The sequence below is a fragment of the Achromobacter sp. HZ34 genome (assembly GCF_002209485.1).
In the GTDB taxonomy this organism is placed as follows: Bacteria; Pseudomonadota; Gammaproteobacteria; order Burkholderiales; family Burkholderiaceae_B; genus Bordetella_C.
In genome coordinates this window covers 100,435-117,658 of record NZ_NJIX01000008.1, presented here as the reverse complement: position 1 = coordinate 117,658, position 17,224 = coordinate 100,435, and the positions used below count along the sequence as shown (strand labels likewise).

At 65.9% G+C, this 17,224-nt stretch carries 15 protein-coding genes; 4 read left to right on the top strand and 11 right to left on the bottom strand.

Annotated features, from left to right (window positions below; translation table 11 throughout):
• Positions 1-252 precede the first annotated feature (252 nt).
• Positions 253-1,227 carry a tripartite tricarboxylate transporter substrate binding protein gene (locus CEY05_RS26485; RefSeq protein WP_088600272.1) on the top strand — a complete coding sequence of 325 codons (975 nt, stop codon included), beginning with the start codon at positions 253-255 and terminating at the stop codon, positions 1,225-1,227.
• Between the two features lie 6 nt (positions 1,228-1,233).
• On the opposite strand, the gene ureG is transcribed toward CEY05_RS26485, so the two are convergent.
• The 9 genes from ureG to CEY05_RS26440 form a co-directional block, all read right to left on the bottom strand.
• Positions 1,234-1,860, bottom strand: coding sequence for an urease accessory protein UreG (ureG, locus tag CEY05_RS26480; protein ID WP_088600271.1), 627 nt, complete (start codon positions 1,858-1,860; stop codon positions 1,234-1,236).
• A 58-nt stretch (positions 1,861-1,918) separates the two neighbouring features.
• Positions 1,919-2,635, bottom strand: coding sequence for an urease accessory protein UreF (locus tag CEY05_RS26475; RefSeq protein ID WP_233161732.1), 717 nt, complete (start codon positions 2,633-2,635; stop codon positions 1,919-1,921).
• Complete coding sequence (gene ureE / locus CEY05_RS26470) at positions 2,583-3,362, bottom strand: urease accessory protein UreE (RefSeq protein ID WP_088600269.1); 780 nt, start codon at positions 3,360-3,362, stop codon at positions 2,583-2,585. Before ureE ends, CEY05_RS26475 begins: the two co-directional genes overlap by 53 nt.
• 111 nt (positions 3,363-3,473) lie before the next feature.
• Positions 3,474-5,177: an urease subunit alpha gene (gene ureC / locus CEY05_RS26465; RefSeq protein ID WP_088600268.1), complete on the bottom strand. Its 1,704-nt coding sequence runs from the start codon at positions 5,175-5,177 to the stop codon at positions 3,474-3,476.
• A gap of 31 nt (positions 5,178-5,208) precedes the next feature.
• Entirely contained in the window at positions 5,209-5,514 is a 306-nt protein-coding gene (locus CEY05_RS26460) for an urease subunit beta (RefSeq protein WP_088600267.1), read from the bottom strand.
• 81 nt (positions 5,515-5,595) lie between these two features.
• Positions 5,596-6,195, bottom strand: coding sequence for a HupE/UreJ family protein (locus CEY05_RS26455; protein WP_088600266.1), 600 nt, complete (start codon positions 6,193-6,195; stop codon positions 5,596-5,598).
• Between the two features lie 58 nt (positions 6,196-6,253).
• Positions 6,254-6,556, bottom strand: coding sequence for an urease subunit gamma (ureA, locus tag CEY05_RS26450; RefSeq protein WP_088600265.1), 303 nt, complete (start codon positions 6,554-6,556; stop codon positions 6,254-6,256).
• 123 nt (positions 6,557-6,679) lie between these two features.
• Positions 6,680-7,636: an urease accessory protein UreD gene (locus tag CEY05_RS26445; RefSeq protein ID WP_088600264.1), complete on the bottom strand. Its 957-nt coding sequence runs from the start codon at positions 7,634-7,636 to the stop codon at positions 6,680-6,682.
• Between the two features lie 443 nt (positions 7,637-8,079).
• Positions 8,080-8,706, bottom strand: coding sequence for a TIGR00730 family Rossman fold protein (locus tag CEY05_RS26440; protein WP_088600263.1), 627 nt, complete (start codon positions 8,704-8,706; stop codon positions 8,080-8,082).
• A 55-nt stretch (positions 8,707-8,761) separates the two neighbouring features.
• Between CEY05_RS26440 and polA the strand changes: the two genes are divergently transcribed.
• Both polA and CEY05_RS26430 read left to right on the top strand, forming a co-directional pair.
• Entirely contained in the window at positions 8,762-11,479 is a 2,718-nt protein-coding gene (gene polA, locus CEY05_RS26435) for a DNA polymerase I (protein ID WP_088600262.1), read from the top strand.
• Positions 11,480-11,559: 80 nt separating this feature from the next.
• On the top strand, positions 11,560-12,351 hold the full coding sequence (locus tag CEY05_RS26430; protein ID WP_088600261.1) for a dienelactone hydrolase family protein: 792 nt from the start codon (positions 11,560-11,562) through the stop codon (positions 12,349-12,351).
• Positions 12,352-12,437: 86 nt separating this feature from the next.
• On the opposite strand, the gene CEY05_RS26425 is transcribed toward CEY05_RS26430, so the two are convergent.
• Complete coding sequence (locus tag CEY05_RS26425; RefSeq protein ID WP_088600260.1) at positions 12,438-14,111, bottom strand: Na/Pi cotransporter family protein; 1,674 nt, start codon at positions 14,109-14,111, stop codon at positions 12,438-12,440.
• Between the two features lie 217 nt (positions 14,112-14,328).
• Here CEY05_RS26425 and CEY05_RS26420 point away from each other — a divergent pair, with 217 nt between their 5' ends.
• Positions 14,329-15,720 (top strand): L-serine ammonia-lyase, encoded by a 1,392-nt coding sequence (locus CEY05_RS26420; protein WP_088600259.1) that lies wholly within the window; start codon positions 14,329-14,331, stop codon positions 15,718-15,720.
• Between the two features lie 131 nt (positions 15,721-15,851).
• Here CEY05_RS26420 and gspF read toward each other — a convergent pair whose 3' ends face one another.
• Positions 15,852-17,069 (bottom strand): type II secretion system inner membrane protein GspF, encoded by a 1,218-nt coding sequence (gene gspF, locus CEY05_RS26415; protein ID WP_088600258.1) that lies wholly within the window; start codon positions 17,067-17,069, stop codon positions 15,852-15,854.
• Between the last annotated feature and the right edge of the window lie 155 nt (positions 17,070-17,224).

Genomic DNA, 17,224 nt, shown 5'->3' with positions numbered 1-17,224 from the left:
ATGGGTGGCTGTGTGGAGCCAATTGGTTTGTTCTTTCTTAGATCCTTTTTTCCGTTTCTTGCGGGATATGGTGGGATTTCTTCATCGATTCAGATATTCTTACGAACGCTAAGTAGAAAAAGAATACCAATTGGTCTGCGTTCTGGCGGCGTCTCTCCATGGCGAGGCCAGCCCTCGACCGATGGATATCCATAACGGGCAGCATCAGCCAAGGCCGGACCGCGACGTACGGTGGGCCTGGAGGAGACAGACATGGGATTGCGTACGCTGGTCAAGCAGGCGGCGATGGCCGCTTTGTGCCTGGGAGCCGCGGCCGCGGCACAGGCGGAGTATCCGGAGCATGCGATCAGCATGATCGTGCCGTTTCCACCCGGCGGGGTGGCGGACGTGGTGGGACGGCCCCTGGCGCAGGCCTTGGGGGAGCAACTGGGGCAGCCAGTCATCATCGAGAATCGCGGCGGCGCGGGAGGCGCGCTGGGGATCGGCCAGGTCGCCCGGGCCAAGCCGGACGGCTATACGATTCTGATGAGCCTGTCGTCCATCTCCATCCTGCCCGAGGCCGACAAGGTGCTCGAACGCAAGCCGGCTTACCAGCTGGACCAGTTTGTACCGATCGGACGGATCACCGCGGATCCGACGGTGCTGGTGGTGCGCGCCGACAAGCCGTGGAATAGCGTGCAGGATCTGGTCGATGCGGCAAAGAAGCAGCCTGGCAAGCTCAGCTACGGCAGTTCGGGCATCTACGGCACCATGCACGTGCCGATGGCGATGCTGCAGAACGCCGCGGGCATCAGCATGCTGCACGTGCCGTTCACGGGCGCGGCGCCGGCGGTGCAGGCCTTGATGGGTGGGCAGGTGGACGTGCTGGCTACCGGCCCGTCGTCGATCACGCAACTGGTGCAGTCAGGCAGGGTGAAGGCGCTGGCCCAATGGGGCGATGCGCCCTTGGAGAGCATGCCGCAAGTGCCCACCCTGAAGTCCCTGGGCTACGACGTGACGTTCGTGCAATGGTCCGGCGTGTTCGCATTGGCCGGAACGCCGCAACCCGTGCTGGACCGGCTGCGGTCAGCCGTGCAAGCAGCCGCCAATGACGACAAGGTCAAGGCGCTGATCGCGGGCACGGGCAGCCCGGTACAGTACCTGGACGCCAAGGACTTCGACGCCTACTGGCGCAAGGACTCGGCGTCGCTGGCGCTGGCGGTGCAGAAGATAGGGAAGGTGGAGTAAGGCGCATCAAGCCGTCAGCAAACCGCGCTTCTCGATGAAGGCGACGATGTCGGGCAGGCCCTTGCCGGCTTTCATGTCGCTCATGACGTAGGGGCGGGCGCCGCGCATTTTGCGGGTGTCTTCTTCCATCACGGGCAGGGATGCGCCTACCAGCGGGGCGAGGTCGGTCTTGTTGATGACCAGCAGATCGGACTTGGTGATGCCGGGGCCGCCTTTGCGCGGAATCTTCTCGCCGCCGGCGACATCGATGACGTAAAGCGTCAGGTCCGACAGTTCAGGACTGAACGTGGCGGCCAGGTTGTCGCCGCCGGATTCGATGAAGACGATGTCGGCATCGGGAAAGCGCGTCAGCATGCGGTCGACCGCTTCCAGGTTGATGGACGCGTCTTCCCGGATGGCGGTGTGCGGGCAACCGCCCGTCTCCACACCCATGATGCGCTCCGCCGGCAGGGCGCCAGCCACCGTGAGCAGACGCTGGTCTTCCTTGGTGTAGATGTCGTTGGTGATGACCACCAGATCGTATTTGTCGCGCATGGCCTTGCACAGCATTTCGGTCAGGGTGGTCTTGCCGGAACCCACCGGGCCGCCGATGCCGACGCGCAGGGGAGGGTTTTTCTTGGTGCGTGAAGTCATACGATGGTCCTGATGAGGATTACGGCAACCATGCCGCGAAGAGGTATGGAAGTTCGCTTCATGACCGGAACAGCCTTGAATACTGCGATTCGTGGCGCGCGGACAGGATGCCCAGCATGGGGGCGAAGGTGGACGCGTCTTCGACAGGCGTGACCGCGGCGCGTGCGGCAGCAGCGGCGATGTCCTGGCGCAGGCCGAACAGGATGCGTTGGCCCGCCACCTGGCCCAAGGGGACTGCCTTGAGCGCGGCGGCGACCTGGTTTTCGGTCCAGGCGAAAAGCCATGCCTGCAGGCCTTCCGGCAGCGTCACGCCGGCACTCTGCATGGCATAGGCATAGACGGTGGGCAGGCTCAGTGGCCGCATGGACCGCAGGATGGCGCGCGCGGACTCCGGGCCCCAGGCCAGCTCGTCCAGCAGGCGCGCCAGCGACCAGCCCATCTGCTCGGTTTCCTGGCGGAATTCGAAGGACTCGCGCATGGCCAGCAGTTCGTCATTGCAGTCGGCCAGCGCGATCGTGTCGGCGCTGGCCCAGTGGCGATATTGCTGGGCCAGCAGCACCGCCTCGCCACGCGCGGCCACGTCCAGGCCGGCGGCGATCCAGCCGTGCGCGCTGGCGGCATCATGGACGAGGCCGGCGTCGATGGCGGCCTCCAGACCCTGCGAGTAGCTGAAGGCGCCGATCGGCAATGCCGGTGACGCCAGGTGCAGCAGGGCGATCAGCTCAGTGCCGGTGCTTGCCGGTGCCGGCGCCGCCAGCAGGCTTGTCGTGGTCATGGCCGTGGCCGTGGTCGTGGTCGTGTCCATGGTCATCGTGTTTGTGCGAGTGGCCGCCGTGGCCGTGGTCATGGCCGCAGCTGGCGTGGTCATGATCGTGATCGTGGTCGTGCGCGTGTTCATGCCCATGCTTGTGACCGTGGTCATGCTTATGGTCATGGTCATGCTTATGGTCGTGGTCATGCTTATGGTCGTGGTCATGATCATGACCATGCCTGTCCTGATACACCTGCTGCGCCAGCGCGTAGTCCTCGGCGTAGGTCTCGTCATGGCCATGCTTGTGCCCGCCGCCGTAGGCGCCGGCTTCGGGCTGGAAGGGCGCTTCGATCTCGACCACCTTCAGGCCCAGCCGCAGCAGCAGGTCGCGCAATACCGGATCGAGCTCCAGTTGCAGGTAATCCGCACCTACTTCCACCGGCGTATGCCGGTTGCCCAGGTGATACGCCGCCCGCAGCAGGACATGCGGATCGACACAGGTGGCGCGCAGCACCGGCTGGGGCGCGGCGACCACGCGAACGAAGCTGCCATCCTCGGCAACCAGCGCATCGCCATCGCGCAATATCGTGCCGCGCGGCAGGAACAGCGCCACTTCCTCGCCGTCGTCCAGCGTGGCGGCCAGACGGCTGCGGCTGCGCTGGTCATACGGCAGCGTCAACGTCGCCGCGCGCCGCAGCAATGCCTTGGCCACGCCCTGGCCAGGTCCGACGATTTTCTCGATGCGTTTCATGATGCCTTGTTCTTACGATAAAGCGCGCTGGCACGGCAGGGATGGGAGACTGCCAGGGTCTCAAGCCATGCCCTGGCAACCGTAGCCTGTGGGGCAGCGATCCTCCGTCGCCTAGAACAGGAAATAGCGCTGCGCCATCGGCAAGACCGCCGCCGGTTCGCAGATCAATTCCTGTCCGTCGGCCAGCACGCGGTAGGTTTCCGGGTCGACCTCGATATGCGGCTGCCAGTCGTTGTGGATCATGTGCGACTTGCGCACTGCGCGCACGCCATGCACCGGCACCACCCGCTTGGACAAGCCATAACGCGCGGCCACGCCCGCCTGGTACGCGGACTGCGACACAAAGGTCAGCGATCCACGTGCCAGCGCGCCGGCGCGCGCGCCGAACATCTCCCGGTAGTGTACCGGCTGGGGGGTAGGGATGGACGCGTTGGGATCGCCCATCAAGGCGGTGGTGATGATGCCGCCCTTGAGCACCATCTCGGGCTTGACGCCAAAGAATGCCGGCTCCCACAACACCAGGTCGGCCCACTTGCCGGGCTCCACCGAACCCACTTCATGCGCGATGCCATGCGTCAGCGCCGGGTTGATCGTGTACTTGGCGATATAGCGTTTGGCCCGCGCGTTGTCCGCCCGGCCGTCGCCCGCCAGCGCGCCCCGTTGCACCTTCATCTTGTGAGCGGTCTGCCAGGTACGCATGATGACTTCGCCGATGCGGCCCATGGCCTGCGAATCGCTGGAGATCATCGAGATGGCGCCCAGGTCCTGCAGGATGTCCTCGGCGGCTATGGTCTCGCGGCGGATGCGCGATTCGGCGAAGGCGACGTCCTCGGCGATGGCGGCGTCCAGGTGATGGCACACCATCAGCATGTCCAGGTGCTCGTCCACGGTGTTGACCGTATAGGGCCGCGTCGGGTTGGTCGACGAGGGCAGCACATTGGGCAGGCCCGCCACCTTGAGGATGTCCGGCGCGTGGCCGCCGCCCGCGCCTTCCGTGTGATACGTGTGGATGGAACGGTTCTTGAAAGCGCCTATCGTGGTTTCGACGAAGCCGCTTTCGTTCAAGGTGTCGGTGTGGATGGCGACCTGGGTGTCCGTACGTTCGGCCACGTCCAGGCAGCAATCGATGGCGGCCGGGGTGGTGCCCCAGTCCTCGTGCAGCTTCAGGCCGATGGCACCGGCCTCGATCTGTTCCAGTAGCGGCCCCGGCTGGCTGGCATTGCCCTTGCCCAACAGGCCGATATTGATGGGCCAGCCGTCCACCGCGGCCAGCATGCGTTCCATATGCCAGGCGCCCGGCGTGCAGGTGGTGGCGGCGGTGCCGGTGGCGGGGCCCGTGCCGCCGCCCAGCAGCGTGGTGAGGCCGGCGGAAAGGGCTTCGTCGATGAGCTGCGGGCAGATCAGGTGGACGTGGGAGTCGATGCCGCCGGCCGTGACGATCTTGCCTTCACCCGCGATGACCTCGGTGCCGGCACCGATGACGATGTTCACGCCGGGCTGGATGTCCGGGTTGCCGGCCTTGCCGATGGCCATGATGCGGCCGTCCTTCAAGCCGATGTCGGCCTTGACGATGCCCCAGTGGTCGAGGATCACGGCGTTGGTGATGACGGTATCGACGACGTCGGCACCGCCGCGCTGGGACTGGCCCATGCCGTCGCGGATGACCTTGCCGCCACCGAATTTCACTTCCTCGCCGTAGGTGGTGTAGTCGCGCTCGATTTCGATGAGCAGGTCGGTATCGGCCAGGCGCAGGCGATCGCCGGTGGTCGGGCCGAACATTTCCGCATAGGCGCGGCGGCCGATTTTCAGGCTCATGCTGGGGCTCCAGTAGCGGTGAACGGGCGCATCACAGTTTCCCCATGACGCGGCCGGAGAAGCCATATACCTCGCGGTTGCCGGCCAGGGCGACCAGTTCGACGCCGCGGCGCTGTCCCGGTTCGAAGCGCACGGCGGTGCCGGCGGTGATGTTCAGGCGGAAGCCACGCGCCTGGGCACGATCGAAGACCAGGGCGTCGTTGACTTCGTAAAAATGGAAGTGGGAGCCGATTTGCACAGGGCGGTCGCCGGTGTTCTCCACCGTCAACGTGATCGTGTCACGCCCCACGTTCAGTTCGATCTCGCCGTCGTCAACCAGCAGTTCTCCGGGAATCATGATGGGATCCTTATCAAGTCTTGGCGGTCTTGCGTATTGGTCTCAGGGTGTGCGCCAGGGCCGGCGCGCCGGCCAGGCCGCTCAGGCGGCGAGCAGCAGCACGCCATAGGCGGCCACGCCCAGGCCCGCCGCGCGCGGCAGCCAGGCGCCGCCACGGCGCAGCGCCAGGCCGCCGGCAATACCGACGCAATGCAGGGTGATGGTCGCCACCATGAAGCCGGCGATATAGGGCAGGGCGCTGGCGGCCTCGGGCAGTTCGTAGCCGTGCGCATGGCCGTGGAACAGGGCGAAAACGCCGGCCACCGCGGCACCGGCGATCTCCGGCAGGCGCGCGCGCGTGGCGGTGAGCAGGCCCAGCACCAGCAGAGACGCGGCGATCATCGGCTCGACGGCGGGCAGCGGCACGCGCGCCAGGCCCAGCAGGGCGCCGAGCAGCAGCACCGACGCGAAGGCGAGCGGCGCCAGCCACACGCGGCGGCTGGTCATGGCGCTCCAGACGCCCAGGACGATCATGGCGCAAAGGTGGTCGGCGCCGGTGAGCGGGTGCATGAAACCGTCGGCGGCGCTGGTGGCCCAGCCGGCGGCTTCGGCAATGTGTTCGTGGCCGGGATGGGCCTGGGCGGCGCCCGCCGCCAGGAGGGCGAGCAAGGCGGCGGTGCGGGCGATGCGGGAGCGGTGCATGGGGGCCTCTCTTGTTGGAATGGTGTCAGGGGGCGGGCGCGGGATGCGCGGCACTTTTCTACGGAATTGGGTGGTGGACGGTGACCAGCTTGGTGCCGTCGGGGAAGGTGGCTTCGATTTGTACGTCGGGGATCATTTCGGGTACGCCTTCCATGACATCGTCGCGGCTTAGCAAGGTGGTGCCGAAGTCCATCAGTTCAGCCACACTGCGGCCGTCGCGGGCGCCTTCCATCAGCGCCGCGCTGATGTAGGCGACGGCTTCCGGATAGTTGAGCTTCAGGCCGCGCGCCTTGCGCCGCTCCGCCAGCAGGGCGGCGGTGAAGATCAGCAGTTTGTCTTTCTCTCGGGGCGTTAGCTTCATGAGATTCCAGAGGATGGATGTACGGAGATAATCAATTTCTCAGCGGTTGCTGGCCAATCGCCGATTGCCCATTGGCGATAAGGCGGCGGGCGATCGGCGGCAGGGCGCTATGGCGAAAGGCCGTCATGTCGCCCACAAACGCAAAGGCCGGCCGGGTACGCCATGGACCAGCGGGCGCAGACGAAGCCAGAGATCGTTGAAGAGCAGGCGTATCGGTTCGATGTTGTCGGCAACGGCGCGCACCAGGATCAGCCCTGGAACCGGACTGGTAATGCCAGCACGCAGCCGCAGTCCGGATCCCGAGCCCGAGCCCGAGCCCGAATCCAGCCCCAGCCCCGTGGCTGATACCGATTCTGCGGCCGGCCCCGCCCCAGTTTCATACGCCAGGCCGGCCGCCCACGCTTCCGCCAACGCACTGTCACAGGCGGGCGCGACGGCCCAGAGGGTGCCGTAGGCGGGCTGGCCGCCCAACCCTTGCGGCGCATCGCGCAAGGCGGCATCGGCCTGCAGCACCTGCCGCTCCGTCCACAGCAACCGGCCGCTGGCGTCCCGCAAGCGGGTAAGCGTGCGCAGCGAACCCGCGCGCCACGTCTCGCCGGAAGCCTGGCGGCCCAGCAGGGCAGCATCCCAGCCTATGGCGGTGGCGCCTTCAGCCAAGCGCAACTCCAGGCTCTGGCGTGCTTCGCTGTGATCGAAATAGATGTTTTCCAGGGGCAGCCAGTCCAGTCGCGCGCCGCGTCCCAGCGTGATGCGGACATCCTGATGGGCAGGATGATCGGGGCTGGTCTTGTACCACTTGGTGGCGCCGGGCGTGGTCAGCACCAGATGGCTCTCGGCCTCCAGCTCCAGATCCAGCGCCAGGCGATCGCCGCCCGCCAGGCCACCCGGCGGATGCAGCAGGGTCAGATGGCAGATCGCCGGATCGGGCTCGGGATAAAGCGCCTTCTGCACGTTCAACGGTCCGACGTGCGTTCGGCGCGCCAGGACCGTGCGCGGTCCACGCCGCGCCAGGCCCAGGGCCAGCGAAGCGCGCCAGCCGCCAGTATGCGGCGCGCCCAGCAGAGGCAGGAATCCATTCATGCGGTCGGTGGGGAAGTCGGCGGGTCAGCAGGCGACGGGTCGGTATGCGATGACACGCCGGTCGAAAATCGGGGACGCGCCACATGGCGTGCCCCCTGACCGAACGCAAGATGTATGCCAGTTTGCAGGTGCACCGGCCCGGGGCAGGAAGTCGTGCGTGGCCTTTCCAGGCCCCATAAAGGGCAAAAAAATGCCCCAAAATGGGGCATTTGTCAGTCAAGTGAACAGAAGTGGTGCAATTTATTCCACCGTGCCGCACCGGCACGGCCTGCTGCAGACTCGGCACCGGCACGTGTTCTCCGGGCCAGCCGACATCGAGGACGCCGCCCGTTGCGGCCTACGGCTGCAACGGCGCCAGCCTGATCAAGCAGGCTGTATCGACGGCGCGCCCGCGCGGCCGCGCGTCACCCGCGCGGTACCATTTGCCCGTCGCCTCGCCCCCCTCAGGCGGGCAGCGACGGCTCGTAGCGTTCCTGCGACAGCAACTGCGTGTGGAAGTCCACCACGTGCTTGACCACCTTGGCCGGATCGTCCTCGATGATGAAAAGCTCCAGGTCGCGCTGGCCTATCATGCCGTTGCCGAACACCGTCTTCGCCAGCCATTTGACGGCGCCTTCCCAGAACTCGCTGCCCATCAATATGATGGGGGCGGGCGGCACTTTGCCGGTCTGCACCAGGGTCAGCGCCTCGAACAACTCGTCCAGCGTGCCGAAGCCGCCCGGCAGGGCGACATAGGCGAAGCTGTGCATGAAGAACGTCGCCTTGCGCGAGAAGAAATATTCGAAATCCAGGCTGATTGTCTGGAATGCGTTATTGCTGGCCTCGTGCGGCAGCTTGATGTTCAAGCCGACGCTGGTGCCCTGGGCCTCGAAAGCGCCCTTGTTGGCGGCTTCCATGATGCCCGGCCCACCGCCGGCGATCACGGCGAACCCCGCCTGCGCCAGCGCGTCCGCCACCGCGCGCGCCTTGTCATAAAAAGGGGATTCCCGGCTGATGCGGGCACTGCCGAATACACTGACGGCCGGACCGATATGGCCCAGCTTTTCTGCTGCGTTATGCAACTCTGACATAATCACCGGTATTTGCGTACCGGCAGGAGTCTCCTTGCCATCTGCCACTTTCAACATGAATAAAACCCTGTTATTGGTTGACGGTTCCAGCTACTTATACCGTGCCTATCATGCCATGCCTGACTTGCGTAACGCGCAAGGCGAGCCCACGGGAGCGATTTATGGCGTGATCAATATGCTGCGCAAGCTGGTCCAAGATCATAAGGCAGAGTATGCCGCGTGCATTTTCGATGCCAAAGGCAAGACTTTTCGTGACGATATCTATCCCGAATACAAGTCGCATCGGCCGCCCATGCCCGAGGACCTTGCAGCACAGATCGAGCCTATCCACAAAGCCGTGCGCGCGCTCGGCTGGCCCGTCTTCGCGGTAGAGGGCGTGGAGGCAGACGATGTCATCGGTACGCTGGCCCGCATCGCCACGGAACATGACTTGAAAACGGTGGTGTCCACCGGTGACAAGGATCTCGCCCAGCTGGTCGATGATCACGTCACGCTGGTCAACACCATGAGCGGCGAAGTACTGGATCCGGCCGGCGTGGTGAAGAAATTCGGCGTCCCCCCGGACCGCATCGTCGACTATCTGATGCTGATCGGCGACGCCGTCGACAACGTGCCCGGTGTCGACAAGGTGGGTCCCAAGACCGCGGTGAAATGGCTTACCGAACATGGCAGCGTCGACAAGCTGATCGAAGCGGCCGCCGGCATCAAGGGCGTGGCCGGCAATAACCTGCGCACGGCCATCCCCAGCTTCGCGATGACGCGCGAGCTGCTGTCGGTCAAGCGGGATTGCGACCTGGGCGAAACCATCGTTGCGCCCGAGCATCTGCTGCCGCGCGAGGTGGACAAAGAGGTCCTGCTGGAGCTGTACGATCGCTATGGTTTCCGCACCTGGCTGCGCGAAATCAGCGGGGAGTCCGAACATGTTCCGACCGGCGACGCGCGCGCGCCGGTAGTGGTGCCCACGGCGCCCGAACAGACCGATTACCAGGTGATCACCGACTGGGCCGGCTTCGAGCGCTGGCTGGCCCTGATCGAGGCCGCGCCGCTGGTAGCGCTGGATACGGAGACCACCTCCCTGGACGAGATGCAGGCGCGCCTGGTGGGTATTTCCCTGTGCGTGACACCTGGCACGGCGTGCTACATCCCGCTGGCGCATCGCGGCCCCGAGGCCGGCGAACAATTACCGATGGCCGAGGTGCTGGCGCGTCTCAAGCCCTGGCTGGAAAACGCGCAGGCGGGCAAGCTGCTGCATAACGCCAAATACGATGCCCACGTCTTCGCCAATGAAGGCATCAAGCTGGCCGGCGTGCAGGAAGACACCATGCTGCAGGCCTACGTGCTGGAGTCGCATCGCGGCGTCAGCCTGGCCGATCTGGCCCAGCGTTGGCTGGGCCGCAAGGGCGTTACCTACGAGGAACTGTGCGGCAAGGGGGCGAAGCAGATCGGCTTCGATGAAGTGGCGGTGGAGAAGGCCGGGTTCTATGCGGCCGAGGACGCCGACTTCACCATCCAGATGCACAATGTGCTGCGCCCCCGCGTGAGCGCAGAAAGCGGGCTGGAGTTCGTTTACAAGCTGGAATTGCAGGTCGCCGAGGTGTTGCTGCGGATCGAGCGCACCGGCGTGCGCGTCGATGCCGACGAACTGGGCCGCCAGAGCCATGCCTTGGGCCAGGAAATGCTGACGCTGGAGGCACGTGCCTACGAGCTGGCGGGGCAGCCCTTCAACATGAACTCACCCAAGCAGCTGGGCGAGATCCTGTTCGGCAAGATGGAATTGCCGGTGGTGCGCAAGACCGCGAGCGGCGTGCCGTCCACCGACGAGGAAGTGCTGACCAAGCTGGCGCAGGACTATCCGCTGCCGCAGGTGTTGCTGCAATACCGGGGCCTGGCCAAGCTGAAGTCCACCTACACGGACAAGCTGCCGCGCATGATCAATCCGGCCACCGGCCGCGTGCACACGCACTATGCGCAAGCCGCGGTGATCACCGGCCGCCTGGCGTCGTCCGATCCCAATCTGCAGAACATCCCCGTGCGCACGGCGGAAGGCCGGCGCGTGCGCGAGGCTTTCGTGCCGCAGCGTGGCGTGCTGGTGTCGGCCGACTATTCGCAGATCGAGCTGCGCATCATGGCGCACGTGTCCGACGATGCCAACCTGCAGCGGGCTTTCGCGGCGGGCGAGGACATCCACCGCGCCACCGCGGCGGAGGTGTTCGGCGTGGCGCTGCAGGATGTCGCCACCGAGCAGCGGCGCGCGGCCAAGGCCATCAATTTCGGCCTGATCTACGGCATGGGTGTGTTCGGCCTGGCGTCCAACCTGGGCATCACGCGCGATGCGGCGCAAGCGTACATCGACCGCTATTTCGCCCGCTATCCGGGCGTGGCGCAGTACATGGAGTCGACCCGCGTGCTGGCACGCCAGCAAGGCTACGTGCAGACGGTGTTCGGCCGCCGCCTGTGGCTGCCGGAAATCAACGGCGGTTCGGGGCCGCGCCGCCAGGCGGCTGAAAGGGCCGCCATCAACGCGCCCATGCAGGGCACGGCCGCCGACCTGATCAAGCTGGCGATGGTGGCGGTGCAGGGCTGGATCGACAAGGAACAGCTGGCCAGCCGCATCATCATGCAGGTGCACGATGAACTGGTGCTGGAAGTGCCCGACGATGAGCTGGAACTCGTGCGCGAACGGTTGCCCGCACTGATGTGCGGCGTGGCAGAGCTGCATGTGCCGCTGGTGGCCGAGGTGGGCGTGGGCAAGAACTGGGAGCAGGCGCATTGATGGGCGTCCGGCTTTAGTTGCCGGTCAGTGTGGCGCAGGCATAATCAGGGTTTCCCCCGTCCCACGACAAGGAACCCACCATGAGTTTTGCTCCCGCCGCCGGTACCGTGCAGCCCACGGTCATCCACACCAGCCCGCAAGGCCTGACCCATGGCCTGATCGACCTGCCCGTCAAGGACGGCACGGTGCCGGCCTATTACGCCTTGCCCGAAGGCAAGACCAGCCTGCCCATCGTGCTGGTGGTGCAGGAAATCTTCGGCCTGCATGAACATATCCAGGACGTCTGCCGCCGCATTGCCAAGGAAGGCTATTTCGCCATCGGCGTGAACCTGTACGAACGCCAGGGCGATGCGTCGACCTATACCGACATCCCCAAGCTGGTGGCCGAGATCGTCTCGAAGGTGCCGGACGAGCAGGTCATGTCCGACCTGGACGCCAGCGTGGCCTGGGCCGCGCAAAACGGCGGCGACGCCAAGCGCGTGGGCATCACGGGCTTCTGCTGGGGCGGCCGCATCACCTGGATGTATGCCGCGCACAATCCCGACGTGAAGGCCGGCGTGGCGTGGTACGGCAAGGTGACGACGGGCCACGGCCCGCTCATCAAGCAGTTCGTGGTCGATATCGCCGACAAGGTGCACGGTCCCGTGTTGGGCCTGTATGGCGCCAAGGACGAGAGCATTCCGCTGGATACCATCGAACAGGTCAAGGTGAAGCTGGCGCAGGGCAACGCGGCGGCCAAGGCGTCCAAGTTCGTGGTGTATCCGGATGCCGGCCATGCGTTCTACGCGGACTACCGTCCCAGCTATCGCGAAACCGAGGCCAAGGACGGCTGGAAGCGCCTGGTGGACTGGTTCGCGCAATATTTGAACTAAGCGGGCGAGGCCGCGCCGCAAGGGCGCGGCCGTGGCGCGGGTCGCTGCCCGCGTTCCCACGCAGCCCGGGCGGGCTCGGCCCGGTTTCAATTCCCCGCTTCGTTGACGCTTTCCCGTAGCCGGCTCGGCAGCAGTTCACCTTGCTTGGCCAGCACTGGATAAGCCGCTGCGCCGACCAGGTGCGAGTTGATGCTCTTCACGTCGCGCAGGATGTCCAGGTAGACCTGGCCGACTTCGGCGGCATCCACCTGGCCCGACTTGATCTTGTTCAGATGCGCTTCCGACGCGCGGATTTCCAGCGCCCGCAGCCTTTCCTTCTCACCCGCCAGCGCGCGTGCCTGGCGCAGGTCGGCGTTGACGAAAAGGGCGGCTGTGCGCCGTTCGTTGGCCAGCAGCTGGCCCAGCACCTCGTCCAGCTCCGCGCGCTGCTCCGGCGCCAACACCAGGCCCTGCTTGCGCAGCTTGTTCGCATGCGCCAGCAGGCCGTGATACGCGGCATCGGCGGCATGGCCGATATTGCTGGCAAACGCCAGTATCTCTTCCATGCGCTGCGTGTCGTCGCTGGTCATGTTCTCCCGATCCAGCGTGGCCAGGTACAGGGTGATGGCCGTCTCCAGCTTGTCCAGCGCGCTGTCCAGCTGGCGCGCCTGCACCAGGCGATGGCGGTTGTCGCGCTTGAAGCCGGCGCGGGCCAGCAGCAGCAAGGTCTGCAGCATGTCGGCCATGCGCAGCGCTTCGCGCGAGGCATTGCCCAATGCCACCGCCGGCACGTCATGCGCCGCCTCGTCCAGGTAATGCGGCAGCGAAGGATCGTCGGGGTTGGCGCGCTTGGGCAGCCAGCGCGTCAGTAGCGCACCGTAGGGCGTGAGGAAGGGCAGGAACACCACCGCGATGACGGCGTTGAACAGGGTGTGGAAATTGGCCACCGCGCGCGCGCCATCGTCGGACAGCCCCTCCATCCACGGCTGCACCCAGGGCAACAGCAGCAGCCCCAGCACCACGCCGGCCAGGCGGGTCAGCAGATTGCCCAAGGGCAGGCGGCGCGCCGCGGGATCGTCGCCCGTGACCCCTTCGATGATGGGATTGATGGCCGTGCCCAGGTTGGCGCCCAGCACCATGGCGAAGGCGGCCGGTCCGCTTACCAGATGATGGCTGGCCATGGACATGATCAGGACCACCACGGCCACGCTGGAATGGGCGGCCCAGGTCAGGGCCGCGGCCAGCAGCATGGCGGCGACCGGCTGGGTGGCCAGGGCATCCAGGATGGTGCGCAGCAGCGGCGCGGTCTGGAAGGGCGCGAACAGGTCCACCAGGGAATGCAGCGACATCAGCAGCAGGCCCAGGCCGATGAACACGCGGCCCAGGTCGCGTGTGAGTCCCGGCGGATAGCGGCGGAACATCCAGACGCCAACGAGGATCAGGATGGGAGCCAGCGCCGTCAGGTCGAAGGACAGCAGCTGCACGATCAAGGTGGTGCCGACATTGGCGCCCAGCATGGCGGCCAGGGCCGGTACCAGGGCCACCACGCCGCCGGCCGCGAAGCCGGTGATCATCAGGCCGGTGGCCGTGCTGCTTTGCAGGGCGGCGGTGATGGCCAGCCCCGCGCAGAAGGCGCGCAGGCGGGTGCCCAATGCGCGTCCCAGGAACGTGCCCAGGGCCGCTCCGAACGCGCGCTGGACTCCCGTCTGCACCATGTGCACGCCCCACAGGAGGAGGGCGACATAGCCAGCGAAGTCGAGTAGCGTGATGATTCCGAACATAGGCGGAATCATCGCACGAGAAGTTGCCCTGGGTCGAATCGAGAATGAAAACGTTCTCATAAATATTCTTATGCGTGCCATAAGCGGCTTTTTTGGCGAAGCGCCAGGGCGGGTCGCCGGCCTGTGAAACGCCGGGTATATGATGGCGTCACACTGATTACGGTGGCAGGGGCGCGTAGCTGATCGGCCAGCCGCCACGACAAGAGATGGGGTTACCTTGGCTGTTTCTGTTTTCGACCTGTTCAAGATCGGCATCGGTCCTTCCAGCTCGCACACCGTAGGGCCCATGCGGGCGGCCTTGCTGTTCGCCACCGGGCTCAAGCGCGACGGGCTGATGCCGGCGGTGGCCAGGGTGCGGGCCGAGCTGTATGGCTCGCTGGGCGCCACGGGCAAGGGCCACGGCACCGACAAGGGCGTATTGCTGGGGCTCATGGGGCAGGCGCCGGATACGGTGGACCCCGATGCCATCGCCGGCCTGATCCAGCAGGTTCGGTCCAGCCGCAGCCTGGTGCTGCTGGGTGAGCACGCCGTGCCCTTCGTCGAGAAGGAGCACCTGATGTTCTATCGCCGCGAAGCCATGGCCGAACACCCCAACGGCATGAAATTCCATGCCTTCGACGCCCAGGGCGCCAGCCTGCGCGAAGCGCGCTACCTGTCGGTGGGCGGCGGCTTCGTGGTGACGGCGGGAGCGTCGAACAGCCAGGTGATCGCCGCGCACGATCAACTGCCTTTCCCTTTCCGCACCGGCCGCGAGCTGGTGCGCATGGCCGAGGACGCCGGCCTGTCCATCGCCGGCCTGATGCTGCGCAACGAACAGATGTGGCGCACGGAAGAAGCCGTGCTGGCGGGCCTGGACGACATCTGGCGCGTGATGCAGGACTGTGTGACGCGCGGCTGTGGCATCGACCATCCGGAAGCGGATGGCGAGCTGCCCGGGCCGTTGCGCGTGCGCCGCCGCGCGCCGGAGCTTTATCGGCACCTGACCCAGCGGGCGGAACGCACCCTGTCCGATCCCTTGTCGGTGATGGACTGGGTCAATCTGTACGCCATGGCGGTCAACGAGGAAAACGCCGCCGGCGGCCGCGTGGTCACCGCGCCCACCAATGGGGCGGCCGGCATCATTCCGGCGGTGCTGCACTATTACGATCGCTTCGTGCCGGGCGCCAGCCGCGCCGGGATACACGAGTTCCTGCTGACGGCCGCGGCCATCGGCTTGCTGTACAAGTACAACGCCTCGATATCAGGCGCGGAAGTGGGCTGCCAGGGTGAAGTGGGCGTGGCCTGTTCGATGGCGGCCGGCGCGCTGGCCGCCGTGCTGGGCGGCAATGTGTCGCAGGTGGAAAACGCCGCCGAGATCGGCATGGAGCACAACCTGGGGTTGACCTGTGATCCGGTCGGCGGCCTGGTGCAGATTCCCTGTATCGAACGCAACGCGATGGCGTCGGTGAAGGCCTTGAACGCCGCCCGCATGGCGCTGCGTGGCGATGGCCACCATTATGTATCGCTGGATTCGGTGATCAAGACCATGCGCGAGACCGGCGCGGACATGAAGACCAAGTACAAGGAGACGGCGCGCGGCGGGCTGGCGGTGAATATCGTCGAGTGCTGAGGGGCAGGCCTGGCGCCGGAACGCGGACTGCAAGGACTGCTGGCTTGCCATGTGTTTTACGAAAGCCGCTCCCCGTATGGGAGCGGCTTTCTTTTATGTGGGGGGAGTCAATCTTTTTGCCTGGCCCCGCATTAACGCACCATCTGGTTGATTTCCATGATGGGCATCATGATTGCCAGCACGATCATCAGCACGAAGCCTCCCATCAGCAGGATCATGGCCGGTTCCAGCAGGGCCGTCATGGCCATGGCACGCCGTTCGAGTTCGCGCGCCAGCGTGGACGAGGCGCGGTCCAGCATGGCCGGCAGCGTGCCGGTTTTCTCGCCGCTGGCGGTCAGGTGCACCAGCAGGGAAGGGAACACCCGCTGCACCTGCATCGACGAGGCCAGCGACGCACCTTCGCGCACCCGCGCGGTGGCGTCGTCGACAGCACCGCGCAGGCGATCGTTGCCCAGGGTCTGGCGCGCCGCATCCAGTGCGCGCAGCAGCGGCACGCCGCTGCCGGTAAGAATGGCCAGGGTCGAGGCGAAACGCGCCACGTTCACGCCCATGACGAAGCGGCCCGCCAGCGGCAGGCGCAGCACCCGCGCATGCCATGCCAGGCGCGCGGCGGGCAGGCGCAGCGTGCGGCGCCACGCGAACACCACGCCGGCAATCACCAGCCCCGTCAGCCAGCCCCATTGCCGCACGTAGTCGCTCAGCGCCAGCATGGCGCGGGTGAGGAATGGCAGTTGTTGATGCGTTTGCGTGAAGGCCGAGACCACCTGCGGCACCACGTAGCCCAGCAGGAACATCACGATCACCACCGACACGCAGCCGACCACGCAAGGGTAGATGAAGGCCGTCAATATCTTGCTGCGCAAGGCATTGCGGTCTTCGATGTACACAGCCAGTTTGTCCAGCACGGTGGCCAGTTCGCCGGACTCTTCGCCGGCGGTGACCAGCGCCCGGTAGATCTCGGGAAAGTCGCGCGGCCGCGCCGCCAGGGCTTCCGCCAGCCGGTGGCCGGCGCGCACGTCGGCGCGCACGCCCGCCAGCACTTCGGCCACGTGCTTGCGTTCGGCCTGGTCCTGTGCGGCGCTCAGCGCGGCATCCAGCGGCAGCCCGGCCGCCAGCAGGCTGGCCAGTTGCCGGGTCAGCCAGGCCAGGTCGTTGTCGTTCAGTTTCGGGCCGAACAAGCCGCGCGCCGTGGTCGCGCCGCTGCCGCCACCGGCGGCGGGTTCGGCCGTCAAAGGTAACAAACCGCGGGCGCGTAGCTGATTGCGGGCGCCTCGTGCGGTATCCGCGTCGATCAGTCCGCGCACGGTTTTACCCAGCGCATCGGTGGCGGTATAGCGATAGGAAGGCATTTATGAAGAATTCTTAATAAAGCGGCGCTTGCTGGTAACAACGGCGCCAGCGACGATCGTCAAGCTGGCCGGGGCGTGCCGGCTGCGCGGCGCTATTGGCGATTAATATCGCCGGCAATTATGACTGGTATTACATCGTTGTTTATGACAGTAAT

What these genes read in the sequence shown, in the direction of transcription:
- CEY05_RS26485 (WP_088600272.1), top strand. Translation starts at nt 253, where the DNA reads ATGGGATTGCGTACGCTGGTCAAGCAGGCGGCGATGGCCGCTTTGTGC.
- ureG (WP_088600271.1), bottom strand. Translation starts at nt 1,860, where the DNA reads ATGACTTCACGCACCAAGAAAAACCCTCCCCTGCGCGTCGGCATCGGC.
- CEY05_RS26475 (WP_233161732.1), bottom strand. Translation starts at nt 2,635, where the DNA reads ATGACCACGACAAGCCTGCTGGCGGCGCCGGCACCGGCAAGCACCGGC.
- ureE (WP_088600269.1), bottom strand. Translation starts at nt 3,362, where the DNA reads ATGAAACGCATCGAGAAAATCGTCGGACCTGGCCAGGGCGTGGCCAAG.
- ureC (WP_088600268.1), bottom strand. Translation starts at nt 5,177, where the DNA reads ATGAGCCTGAAAATCGGCCGCCGCGCCTATGCGGAAATGTTCGGCCCG.
- CEY05_RS26460 (WP_088600267.1), bottom strand. Translation starts at nt 5,514, where the DNA reads ATGATTCCCGGAGAACTGCTGGTTGACGACGGCGAGATCGAACTGAAC.
- CEY05_RS26455 (WP_088600266.1), bottom strand. Translation starts at nt 6,195, where the DNA reads ATGCACCGCTCCCGCATCGCCCGCACCGCCGCCTTGCTCGCCCTCCTG.
- ureA (WP_088600265.1), bottom strand. Translation starts at nt 6,556, where the DNA reads ATGAAGCTAACGCCCCGAGAGAAAGACAAACTGCTGATCTTCACCGCC.
- CEY05_RS26445 (WP_088600264.1), bottom strand. Translation starts at nt 7,636, where the DNA reads ATGAATGGATTCCTGCCTCTGCTGGGCGCGCCGCATACTGGCGGCTGG.
- CEY05_RS26440 (WP_088600263.1), bottom strand. Translation starts at nt 8,706, where the DNA reads ATGTCAGAGTTGCATAACGCAGCAGAAAAGCTGGGCCATATCGGTCCG.
- polA (WP_088600262.1), top strand. Translation starts at nt 8,762, where the DNA reads ATGAATAAAACCCTGTTATTGGTTGACGGTTCCAGCTACTTATACCGT.
- CEY05_RS26430 (WP_088600261.1), top strand. Translation starts at nt 11,560, where the DNA reads ATGAGTTTTGCTCCCGCCGCCGGTACCGTGCAGCCCACGGTCATCCAC.
- CEY05_RS26425 (WP_088600260.1), bottom strand. Translation starts at nt 14,111, where the DNA reads ATGTTCGGAATCATCACGCTACTCGACTTCGCTGGCTATGTCGCCCTC.
- gspF (WP_088600258.1), bottom strand. Translation starts at nt 17,069, where the DNA reads ATGCCTTCCTATCGCTATACCGCCACCGATGCGCTGGGTAAAACCGTG.